The following is a 12,233-nucleotide window of genomic DNA, read 5'->3' as shown; positions in this document are numbered from 1 at the left end:
AAATAGCTGCTGCTGTCTTTTTAACTATAAAATAAAGTTAAGTCAATGTCCTGATCGTGGTTGCCAAAATGCTTCCCATAAATCGTGCAGCCACCCACGTGTTCAGCATCCTCTTTTACCTCAATCCGCAACGTCCACAATTGATTCTCCGGTGAAGCAAAATCAGTTATTTTAGTATCCGACATTGGTTCGCCTTCCATATAGGTTCCGTGCTCCAAAATGCGAATCGTTTTAAGCAATCCGTATTGATTCAAATTATCCGGATACCAGTCAGGATTATTTTTACCTCGAATATCCGAAAAATCACCTGGAGAGGTCCAGGTTCCTAAATACTTATTATTTAAAGAAAAAGTGATATCTGAAGGCCAATTGTTGTTGGAAAAAGGAAACTCTGAAGCGATCTCCATGGAAATTTCCATCATTTCCAACTGCTGATCTTCTTCCAGTAAATTGGGAATTTGATACTCAATGAAACCTTGCGTAAACCACAAAATCTGAGCATTCATCCGCTTTGGATCCATAAAATATTTTGGGTGATCATTAATGCCGATAAAGTCTTCTGACGTAGCTAAGCCACAGGGAGCCTTAATCGAAAAATTCGTATATTGTCCAATTGGAATAGCCGTACTTAATGTTTTATAAGCAGTATAGATTTTTTTGGGAAAATTGACAGTAATAGAATCAACCTTCAAGCTAGACACCTTGGATCTCCCCAAACGGTCGGTACTTATCAAGCCTGCTGTTTCTAATTTTTTCACATGCATGGTTACTATCGCGCTGCTTAAACCTAGCTCTGTAGCTAGTTCTTTCACACTCATTTTGTTGCTGGATAAAAGTTGAATAATTTTTAAACGAACAGCACTTGCCAATGCTTCATAGACAGGTAGCGAATCGTTAGAGATATCTAATTGCATGAAGTGAAACCTCCTTTGGATTAACAATTACCTTAATGATACATGAAACAGGAGAAAATTCAAGCTATAAAGGTTAATGTAAAAGCTGATTTAAGGACGAAAAATATTTCATGATTAATAAAAATATGATTGACAAAGCCTTTTTTATGGATTATGATGAACTCGTAATAGAAAAGCGCTTTCTCTTTACAGTTTGGATTAATAAATATGTTAAGGGAGAAAATCATGGTTAGTAATAAAAAGATGAACAGTCAAAAGAAACACTTTTGGAGTTTTGCCGGTACCCATTTTTCTTATTTCTTTTCTTGGGCGGTTATTTACGGTTATTTAACGTTATGGTTAGAACGAGTTGCAGGGCTTCGCGGAACAGAGGCAGGCTTGCTATTTTCTTTAATGGCAGGAATTTCTTTGCTTTTTCAACCTGTTTTTGGGATTTTATCTGATCGGTTGAAATTTAAAAAGACCTTGTTAGCGACAATTTCTTTAAGTGCAATTTTTATCGGCCCATTTTTCCAATGGCTCTTCCTGCCAATGCTGGATGTAAACATGTATTTGGGTATCGCATTTGCAGGCTTATATCTAAGCTTTGTGTTAAATGGCGGCGTGGGTGTGATTGAACAATATATTGAGCGTGCCAGCTGGGTAAATAATTTTGAATATGGTCACTCTCGGATGGGCGGCTCACTTGCTGGAATTACAGCAACATTAGTAGCTGGACGCTTATTTGTTTGGAATCCCACAGCTATTTTCTGGGCATGCTCTGCAGCTGCAACGATCCTTTCTATTTTAGTTATTTTTTTCGACAAGGTAGACGTAACCGAAGAGGAAGTACCTGCCAAGACAGAAGAAGACAGCAAATTGGACAAAAAAACTATTCTGTCCATTTTCAAAATTAGAAACTTCTGGGCATTGGCCTTGTTCTACATTGGAGCTGCGGCTATTTATGATGTATTTGATCAGCAGTTTATCGTGTATTTCCAAAGTTTTTTTGAAAACGCCAACAGCGGAACGATTATTTACAGTTACATGGCTTCAGCTCAGGTAGGCTTAGAATTGCTGTTAATGATTCCAATGCCGTATATCATTAACAAGATTGGAGCGAAAAGAGGATTAATCATTTTTGGATTTATTACTTTTATTCGGATCTTTGGAAGCGCTCTTGCGCCGAATTATCAGTTGCTGATCTTTTTCCGCATTCTGGCTGGATTAGAAATGCCATTATTATTGGTGTCCATTATGAAATACATTGCTAATACCTTTGATCGTAAGCTTTATGCAACGATCTACATGCTGGGATCAAACTTCGCCAAACAAGTGTCAGTATTTGTTTTTTCGACCGTGTGTGGTAGACTGTATGACTCCATCGGCTTTCATCAAACGTACTTCTTATTATCTGCAATCGTTCTTTTCATAACGGTTGTGAGTATCTTTACTCTAAAAAATGATCAAAAAACAGAAAAAGTAAAAACAACGGCAGCAGATGCCGCCTGAAATTTGGAGGAATAATCAAATGAGTACACAACAATACAATAATCCTATCGTTTTGGAAAGAGCCGATCCTTGGGTATACAAGCATACAGATGGCTATTACTATTTTATGGGTTCAGTTCCAGGCTATCAGACCTTAGAGCTGCGAAGAGCAAAAAACATAAATGACCTTGGAAAAGCAGAAACCAAAACGATTTGGCAGGCACATGATACCGGAATTATGAGTGAACTGATTTGGGCACCAGAAATCCATTATATTAACAATAAATGGTATGTTTACTTTGCGGCAAGTGATCATAGTGAAATTCGCGATCAGTATCATCATCACCGGATGTTTGTGATCGAAAACGATAGTGCCAATCCCTTAGAAGGATGCTGGAAAGAAAAAGGGCAAATTAAGACACAATTTGAAAGCTTCAGTTTAGATGCAACAACCTTTGAACATCAAGGAAGATTGTTTTATGTTTGGGCGCAGCTTGACCCGCGTATTCCGGGAAATTCTAATCTGTATATTTCGGAAATGGAAAATCCTTGGACCTTAAAAGGCAAACAGACACTATTGGCCATTCCTGAATACGATTGGGAAAAGATTGGCTTCTGGGTAAATGAAGGCCCAGCTGTCATTAAGCGAAACAATAAAATTTTCATTACTTATTCAGGCAGTGCAACGGACGAAAATTATGCGATGGGACTTTTGTGGGCGGATGCTGATAGTGATTTGTTGGATGGTTTTTCTTGGCATAAGAGTAAAGAGCCTGTTTTTACCTCATCAGAAAAAAATTCACAGTATGGACCTGGACATAATTCGTTCACTCGCAACGAAGAGGACACAGAAGATGTACTGATTTTTCATGCTCGACCAGAAAAAAATAAAGCAGGTGATCCCTTAGACAATCCTAATCGCCATGCTAATGCACAAGTCTTTACTTGGGATAAAGATGGATTCCCTGATTTCGGTGAACCAGTGGCTTATCGGGAAAAGGTATTAAGCTAATTTCGCATGATATTCTCTAGCTGATAAAAAGACTTTATGAAAAATATCAAGACAAACTAACTAGTTGCAATAAGCTGAACGTGTTAAAGTAACCGTTCGGCTTATTTTTTATAGTTAGACAATCTATAGCTAAAATCTATAGGAAACCACTGATTTACCAATGGTTTTTCATGGAATTAAACTTTGGCGGTGTTTCTCATCATGCTATAATTAAAGAAACGCCTTTAGGAGGTTTGGCCATGTTTAATCTTACGTATGACGACAAGCAGCGAATTGCTGCGATCATCATTTTAGCCATTTCCTTTTTCTTTCCGTTACCTTTTCTAGGAATTATTTCTGGTATTTATTTATTGTGGCAAAATTTGCCGATTGGATTTAAAATTGGTGCGGTTTTAGTTATTTTAGAGCAGTTTTTAATTTATGTACCAGCTATTGCTTATTTGATGATAACAAGGTGAAAATATACGAGTGTTTGCTAGCAAGATCTGAATAAACACGGGTACTTAAGTATTCGTGATTTTAACTTTTTAAGGTGTTTAGATTTTTTGTTGTTTAATTAATGGAACCATGAGGTGAATAATCTCATTAATATAACAAGGAGTGAAAAGTATGCTGTTTTTAACAAAGGATGATATCATAAAAACCTTTACTATGAAGGATGCGGTGGAGGCAGATAAGCAAGCCTTGATGATCTTTTCAAAAGGGGAAACGAATGCACCGTTGCGAACAAATGTTGATATCCGTGAAGAGAATGGTGTCAGCTCATATATGCCTGCTTACATTGGCGGTGAGAAACCAGCTTTAGGTGTTAAAATCGTCTCAACTTATTTGCATAATATTGAAAGAGGCCTGCCTAGTGTAACTGGAACAATGATCGTGATGGATCCAAAGACCGGTATGGTAAATGCTATGGTGGACGGTACTTATTTAACTCAGTTACGTACAGGTGCTGTACAAGGGGTAGCCACGGATATTCTTGCTAGAAAGGATGCCAAAATCGGCGCATTGATCGGAACAGGTGGTCAGGCGGAGAAACAACTTGAGGCGATGATGGCTGCACGACCTCTAGAAGAAGTTCGAATCTTTGACTTAGATCAAAACCGGGCAGAAGCCTTTGCAAAGGCCCGTCAAAAAGATTGTACCGTTCGTTTAATTCCAACAAAAACCAGCCGTGAATGTGTTGAAGGAGCTGACATCATTACTACAGCCACTCCTTCCAATGAACCAACCTTTGAATCAGCTTGGGTTAAGGATGGGGCTCATATCAATGGAATCGGCTCTTTCACTCCAAGTATGTTTGAGATTCCTAAAGAATTAATCAAACGAGCAGACCGAGTTATTTTCGATACCACAGAAGGCGTGTTGAATGCAGCAGGAGATTTCATTACTCCGTTGAAGGAAGAATACATTCCTAAGGACAAATATTCAGGTGAGTTGGGGCAAATTTTGTTAGGTGAGGTTGAAGGACGTACCTCGGACCAAGAAATTACTATTTTCAAATCAGTAGGTACGGCAGTGCTGGATTTAGTAGTAGCAGGACAAATTGTTGAAAAAGCCCGTGAAAAAGGCTTAGGTACTGAGATTCCTGATTAAATAGAAAGGCAAGTTTCCGTAATGGAGCTTGCTTTTTTTTGTTAGCAATTTGCTTAGAATGTAGTGTATACGACACAGTATTTGAGGAGAAAAAGAAACTGTCGGTTTAAGCCTCAGAACTGACCGTTTTGGACAGAAAGAACTATAGCTATTTAATAAGAAGTAAACTTGGTTTAAGAGATAACGTAGGAGGAAATGCTATGCTGTTGGGGATAATAACAGGAGGCTCTCTATTTCTATTATTTGATCATCTTTTATAAAAGTTTACCTTAAATTTAAAATTTGAAAGCATTGATAAAACAGTGTGTTAAGCGCTTACTGTTAATTAGGTTTACTTTTTTAAAAGTGAATCAGAGAGTTGTTATGGAAGCGAGATTTCAGGTTTCGGAAAAGCAGAATGATAAATCGACGTACAATAGCTAACCATTTATAATAGGATTCATAGGTCGACCAATATCGCCCACAGCTAGACTTTGATGGAGAAATTTGACAAAAGAAAACTAGCAATGGTCGTTTTTTGCTAAAAGGTATGTTATACTTTTATTAATCGAATAAGAACACTAGGGGTGCTTTTGAAGCTGAGATTATACCCATTGAACCTGAAACAGTTAGTACTGACGCAGGGACTTGTGTAGCATTTTTTTATGTAGAAACCGTCATTGTACCCGATCGCTTTTTTGTGGTCGGGTTTTGTTTTTGCTTTTTTAGCAAACTTCTCTTAGTGAACTTACTTTGAGGAGTTTTTTTTGACTAAAAATGAATGTGGAGGATACGAATGTTTACAGAAATCGCACGTAAAGAGGCAGCACCTTATTGGGAAGAAAGTTTTGTTCATCCATTTGTTCATGCGATCGGGGATGGAACTTTGTCACCAGAAATTTTTCGTTTCTATTTATTGCAGGATCGTTATTACTTGGAACACTTCAGCAAGCTTTATGAATTAATCGCTGATCAAACAACTGATCAAGAGGTGAAGGCCTTGCTGAGAGAAAACGCGGAAAATCTTCGTTTAGGAGAAATTGCAGTTCGTGAAGATTTTTTCAACGAACTAAACATCACTGAAAAAGAGATCGCTGAAACACCGATCGCACCAACCGCTTATCACTATGTTTCTCATATGTATCGTCAGTTGATTGACGGCACACCTAACGCAGCCTTTGCTGGAATGCTGCCATGCGCTTGGTTATATCAAGAAATCGGAGTTCGACTAATTCAATCTGGATCACCAAATCCATTATATCAGCGATGGATCGAAACTTATTCAGGTGAAGAAGCAGCCCAAGGAATTCTGAAAGAACGAGCAGCTTTGGACCGATTGTATGAAGCAAGTGGAAAAGATGAACAGCAACAGATGATAGAGGCTTTTGTGATTAGCAGTAGGATGGAGTATGCTTTTTGGGAAATGGCGATGGCTAAAGAAGGATGGGAACTTTAACATCTTAAAAAAAGTAAGTCCAGTTGAGGTTTATATTACATCCTCTCAATTGGACTTCTGTTTTATTCTTGAGAATTATCAAAATAATCAATTTCTTGTTCAATTTCTTGAATCCTTGCACGATTTCGTCTGCTGTCTCGATTATCCTCACCTGCATGTAAACGCTCTGAAATTTCGAGTGCTTCTTTGGAGTACTCGAGTGCCTTTTCTAACAAGGAGCGCTCTTTTGTTGTCTGATGCTGAAACTCTTTTAAATGAATTAAACCTAAAAATCGAGCATCTATCATAAGTCCGCGGGTTGAATCTGAGTTTGTTTTGCTTTTTCTTAACATATAGGCGATCGTGGCATACATTTTGGCTTTTGCAAAATCATATCTTCGTATAAATAAGCTTGCAACGTTTTTAGTTGCTGTAATACACTGGCTGGAATTTTCGCCGTAACGCTCAACCGCTATTTGGTAGGAAAGTTGCAAATAATGCTCAGCCTCGTTTAAGAGTGAATCATCTTTTTTCTCATCATACATATAGAGATAAGTCATTCCTAAGTCATTATAACAGGAGCGTAATTTATAAGAATCTTTTGTCAAAAAAGTTTTGCCAATTTTTAAATATTTTTTTCGAATAGTTAGGATCTCCTCTAAAGATTTCGACTTATCATCCAACCATTGGGCGTTGCTAACTATGCCTAGCAATTCATAATTTCTAAAGAGTGCATAATTCCATTCGTCAGTATTTGAAAGATCCTTCTGTTGTAGAGCAAATTGAATATTTTTTTCCTGTTCATTTAGTAATTTTAATGCTTCTTCGAATTCCCCATCTCGATTTAGAGAACTTGCATACATTTGATTAATCCGTATACACAATAAAGGTTTTTCTTCATAATAGCTTTTGGCAGCTTCAGCCGTTATCATCCGCATTTTTCTGACTTTTGAAGCTTTGCCTATTTCATTCGAGGCTTGAAAGTATGTTTCGTTGTTAATATATTGGCAAATAATTTTTTCCAACTGGTAATTCTCAGATTCTGTTGAATAAAATTTATTAAACAGATTTAGCATTTCTTCCTTGTATTCAAGGCATTCTGTGTTGCAGCAGCCAAAATAAATGCAACAAGAAAGATATTGTTTAATTAACTGATAACGTTCTTTCGTTTCTTCATTATATTTTGCTAGAATCACAGAAAGATTAGGTAAGTTTTTGAAAATATCTGTTCGTTCCACACCGTCATAAGGAAAATTCAAGTATTGCGTCACATTTTTTATAAAGGGTAAGTAGTCAAAAGAGTCCTTCGTTTCCTTGTCCATGGTTAGTGCATTTTGAACAAGACTATGGCATTTATACTCTCGATCTCCTGAATTCCCCTTCAATAGCAAGCTCTTCTCACAGAGACCCGTAAGAACAGTACACAGCGGAATCGGCAATAATTCTTTTTCATCCGACATCCATTGGATCAATAGTTGCTGGCTTGAAGGAGTATCAGGCATCAGAGTAAAATAACCTAGTATTCGTTTTTCATTCTTATCTAGTTTGCTCATATTAATTAAAGTTAAAATGATATTTCGAATTTTTCGATTTTTATGTTCTCGCTTATCATAAACTTTGGCATCTAGGATACCATCCAATTTCAAGGTATTCGTTTTTTTTTCAACAATTGTGTCTAGCAATTCGGAAATATCAGCACCTGAACTTTTTCCTACCTGTGCTACTAATTGAGTCAAATACGTGTGGTATTTCAGGATTTTTAGTAGTTTTCTTAACTTCTTTTCTTGGTTGGGGAAAAGCTCTTGTTTAGCTTCATTATCAAAATAATAATAATTAAATAGTCGTATACAATTTTCTTCAGATAAATGCTTAATTTCGTAAATCGTTTTGCTGGCAATTGCCTCGTTTGTAATTCGAGTAGTGATAAGAATTTTCCAGCCGATGTCTCTTAACGGTTTCAGATGGTCAATTGAGAATAATTGATCATCTGAATCAAGATTGTCGATTATCAAAAGTACTTGTTTCTCATAGTTTTTCATACCTTCTGCAAATTTGTATAAGGCTTTAATGATATTCTTGCCAGTACTATTGTCGTTTGAATAATTCAGCTGTTCAGGAGCTAATTCATTTAAAACATCGTAACAAACATTTTTAGAGCTAGAAGGAACAGAAATCATCAGATCCAGCCGATCAGAATATACTCTCACATATTTTTGTACTATAGTGGTTTTCCCAAGACCTGCCATGGAATACAAGTAAATAGGATCCTTACATGTATTCAACAACTGATGGATCTCCTCACATTCTTTTTCTCGACCAATAATAATCTGACCTTTCATTTTACTAGGAGATAGATAAGGAGGGAAGGACAATTTCTTTTGATCATCCGGCCGGTAAGTTAGCCAGTAAGGAACTGACAACCGATCATATTCGATTAGATTTAGACAATACGGAATCAATTGTTTACAAATATTTTCATCAGGCTCGATGTATTTTGGTTCATTAGACTGAGCAAAGACTCCAAGTGCCATTAGATCTTGATTGAAATTATTCAGCAAAGATCTCATTTCAGCCAAGTTTTCTTTGTCTGCGTCATAATAATTTTCTTGATATACGAGTTTAATTCTTGGAAGCAAAAGCCGCATCGTTCCCTTACTAGGGTTTGCTCTACCGGCTCGACAATCAATAATTGTCGATTCAGAAACTGAAAAATAATCATCAGTGAGCAACTTGACATTTGGAATCAATTTTATAAGATTATAAGCTATTTTACTTCGGATTTTTCTCATTTGACGTGCGTTATCTGACATAACGAAAACCTGCCTTTCAAATGCGTAAACGAATGATCTCTTTACTTTATAATGTAAAGCAAAATATAAAAAAATCAAGCAATTTTGAAATCTGTTCAATTAATTCAAAAAATCCCAATAAAAACGAAAACTCTTATTTTTTTCGAAAAAACGTTGATTTATCAGTGTTTTAAAGGGTGGAAAAATTTACTCGTTTATCGGTAATTTTGATAGTATGACTTTTTATTATTAATGATAAAATTAATCGAACTCTTCGATTTTTAAAATTTAGAAAATAGATTAGGATTCGTTTTTAGACTATTTTTAGCAAGCGGAGAGTATCATAAAAAAGCTTTACAAATACAAAAAAAGGGTATTAAAAAGGAGTTAAAAATGAAAAACACACGAATGATGCGTTACCACAAGAAAAAAATAGTACAAAACAAACGGAATAAGTGCTTTTATCAAGTAACCACAGTTGTAACCTTACTTTGTCCAATGGTATTAGGTTCAGTAAGTGTAATGGCTGAAGAAGTTACTCCGGTGGAAGCAACTGCCGAGACAGCAGATTTAACAGGAAATACTTTGCTCAATCCTGATCCTGCACCATTAGAAGCACCAGCCGTACAAGAGCCAGAAGCTAAACCAGAAACACCTGAAGTTTCCGTTATTGAAGAAGCAGAAGCAGAAGTTTCTACTTCGGAAAGTAATGCTGCTCAGGAAGTAGTGGTTGCTGAACCGGCAGAACAAGAATCCATTACTAGTGATACTGCCACAGTTCAAGTTCAAGAAAATGAATTTGAACCTGAAGAAGAAACAGAAGAAAATGCACCCAAAGTTGGTATGGTAAACGTAATTTTATGGTGCGCCGACAATAAGAACAACACATTATATGAACAAACATTTCAAGTACCTGTCAATGAATCAAAGACAATTACGGCACCAGAAATAGCAGGCTACACAGTAGCAACAACCTTTCCTGCGATTAACGATCCACATTCTATGGTAACAACTGATTATCAGAATAAAGCGTACACTGTAACACCTGGTGGAGTTGAAATGAATGAAGCGATTCGAATTCAGTTTAACTATCGAAAAATTGTTCCAAAGAATTATTCTGCTACTTTTCGTACAACTGAGACTCCCCCTTATATTAGCTCCAACGGGGAAAGCTACAGCTTCAATATATATGATGAAGATGGTTGGGAAGTGGGGTACATCTCATGTACGTTCCCGAATGAAGATTCCGATGAGTTTTATTGGTATGCTTGGGATTATGACTCTGATTATCCTGTAGAAGGAACCGGTGGACGTAATGGACAGCCTATTATCTATGAAATTGGCGATGCAAAATATAATGTTACATTAATTGTTGATCAACGGGCACCAGTAACATATTCCACCATTTCTTTTGCAGTTGAGGGAAATGGACTATTGTCAGATGCTAATCCAATTGAAAGAAAAACAGGCTACTATTTATCTTACGATGAATTGCCTACGGTTACTCCAGCTGCAGGACATCGATTTGTTGGATGGCGTACAGAAAATCAAGAGTGGCTTGCTGGTCACGGAACAGAGATACGTCAAGATATAACCTTAACAGCTGTTTTTGAAGCAGGTGAATTAGATTGGTCTAAGTATGATGCTTCTCTCGCAGATTATGAAGCATATGTTCAATTAAAAGATATTTATGATCATTTTCAATGGTGGAGTGACTGGGAGGCTTGGAACAGCATCTATCAGGATTATTTAGAAATTAGAAATCGTACAGATATTTCTCAGAAGGAAATAGATCTTTTATCGCAACCTTTAGGGGGAATGCACCTGAATTTTATTGACCATTACTTTATGTATGGAGAAAAAATACAACATCGTATCAAAGAGATTTTTGATTCATTGCAAGACATTTATCAAGATACAACTAGCTATACCAGTGCATCCAAACAGTTATTTGATCAAGAATATTTGAACACAAAAACACTATTGGAACAAGAAACAAAAGATCATGGTGCCTATGAAAGAGAATTATTCACAGCTTATCAAGGTATGGTGGATGCTCGTAGAAACTTAGTCCGCAACGACGGAACTAAAAGTTTAACCGGTATAAACTTAGTCCCTTACCCAGGAATGTCTTTTGATGGGGAACTTGCACCATTCTCAAGTTTCATGATGCAACTTTATTATTCGGATGGTACTTATGAGAACCTTTATTTGAATAAAAATGATTATATAATCTCTACTGGCAACGATCAAGATATTATTACTGACGAAGGAATCATTTTCCATGGGGAAGGTCGTAGGGATATTTCAGTTATTCGTCAAGGATATAAAACTGGCAGTGGCTATTCAGTTGTTAAAAGAGAAGATCCAGCAGAAGATTTTTCAAAGGCAAAAGAAGCGATGAATCAGTTTAATGGACTGAAGGAAGCCGATTATACACCAGAATCATGGAAGAAGATGCAGCAAATTCTTGCGGATCAAGCAATTGGTGAAACGCCTGTCAATGAATTTTTACAAGCGATAATTGACGGAACTTATCCAGAGGAAGTTAGTCAATCATGGCTAGACTGGCTGACGGAAACACTACAGACAGCAATGAGTGAACTAGTCAAAAAAGACGACAGTGGTAATAACGGAAATAATGGAAATAGCGGCAATAATGGTTCTGGCAACAACGGATCGAATAATGGAAACAACTCAGGAGCAGGTAACAATGGCGGAACCAACAACAATGCAGGCAACGCCAACAATAATGGAACAAAAGATAAAGATACTAATTCTGATAACAAAAATGCAGATGATGGCGGTCAGAATAATTCAGCACCAAAAAATACTGGCAAAGAATCAAATAATGGGAAAGTAAAAACTGTAAACGTAGATAAATACAGTCACGTTAATACACAAGGAGCAACGGAAACTAAAGGACTCCCTCAGACAGGGGAAAAAGGATCTTTCGTTTTATCGTTGATAGGTATTTCAACCCTTGGTGTTGCTTTGGCAGGTGCGTTTTTAAAGAGTAGGAAAAAATTTGATTAATAGTA

Annotated in this window: 8 protein-coding genes and 1 riboswitch; of the genes, 6 read left to right on the top strand and 2 right to left on the bottom strand. The window is 36.8% G+C overall.

Annotation, left to right across the window (positions count from 1 at the left end; all coding sequences use genetic code 11):
- Positions 1-20: 20 nt before the first annotated feature.
- Positions 21-914 (bottom strand): ArsR/SmtB family transcription factor, encoded by an 894-nt coding sequence (locus I588_RS02530; RefSeq protein WP_010757371.1) that lies wholly within the window; start codon positions 912-914, stop codon positions 21-23.
- Between the two features lie 225 nt (positions 915-1,139).
- Between I588_RS02530 and I588_RS02525 the strand changes: the two genes are divergently transcribed.
- The 5 genes from I588_RS02525 to tenA all read left to right on the top strand — a co-directional run bounded on the left by I588_RS02525 (position 1,140) and on the right by tenA (position 6,424).
- Positions 1,140-2,405 (top strand): oligosaccharide MFS transporter, encoded by a 1,266-nt coding sequence (locus I588_RS02525; RefSeq protein WP_010757370.1) that lies wholly within the window; start codon positions 1,140-1,142, stop codon positions 2,403-2,405.
- A gap of 19 nt (positions 2,406-2,424) precedes the next feature.
- The gene (locus I588_RS02520; protein WP_010757369.1) at positions 2,425-3,396 is read left to right on the top strand and encodes a glycoside hydrolase family 43 protein; all 972 of its coding nucleotides are present in this window, start codon (positions 2,425-2,427) and stop codon (positions 3,394-3,396) included.
- Positions 3,397-3,635: 239 nt separating this feature from the next.
- A complete protein-coding gene (locus I588_RS02515) occupies positions 3,636-3,854 on the top strand; it encodes a hypothetical protein (RefSeq protein WP_010757368.1) in 219 nt (72 codons plus the stop codon).
- Positions 3,855-4,005: 151 nt separating this feature from the next.
- Complete coding sequence (locus tag I588_RS02510; protein ID WP_010757367.1) at positions 4,006-4,989, top strand: ornithine cyclodeaminase family protein; 984 nt, start codon at positions 4,006-4,008, stop codon at positions 4,987-4,989.
- A 552-nt stretch (positions 4,990-5,541) separates the two neighbouring features.
- A riboswitch (TPP riboswitch) is annotated at positions 5,542-5,634 on the top strand.
- A gap of 130 nt (positions 5,635-5,764) precedes the next feature.
- The gene (gene tenA / locus I588_RS02505; RefSeq protein ID WP_010757366.1) at positions 5,765-6,424 is read left to right on the top strand and encodes a thiaminase II; all 660 of its coding nucleotides are present in this window, start codon (positions 5,765-5,767) and stop codon (positions 6,422-6,424) included.
- Positions 6,425-6,486: 62 nt separating this feature from the next.
- On the opposite strand, the gene I588_RS02500 is transcribed toward tenA, so the two are convergent.
- Positions 6,487-9,312, bottom strand: a complete 2,826-nt coding sequence (locus tag I588_RS02500; RefSeq protein ID WP_139244035.1) for an NB-ARC domain-containing protein — start codon at positions 9,310-9,312, stop codon at positions 6,487-6,489.
- A 273-nt stretch (positions 9,313-9,585) separates the two neighbouring features.
- Here I588_RS02500 and I588_RS02495 point away from each other — a divergent pair, with 273 nt between their 5' ends.
- Positions 9,586-12,228 carry an LPXTG cell wall anchor domain-containing protein gene (locus I588_RS02495; RefSeq protein WP_010757364.1) on the top strand — a complete coding sequence of 881 codons (2,643 nt, stop codon included), beginning with the start codon at positions 9,586-9,588 and terminating at the stop codon, positions 12,226-12,228.
- Positions 12,229-12,233: the final 5 nt, after the last annotated feature.

Source organism: Enterococcus pallens ATCC BAA-351, from assembly GCF_000407485.1.
Taxonomy (GTDB): Bacteria; Bacillota; Bacilli; order Lactobacillales; family Enterococcaceae; genus Enterococcus_A; species Enterococcus_A pallens.
Note: the sequence above shows the minus strand (reverse complement) of the source record. Positions and strands in the feature narration are given on the sequence as shown.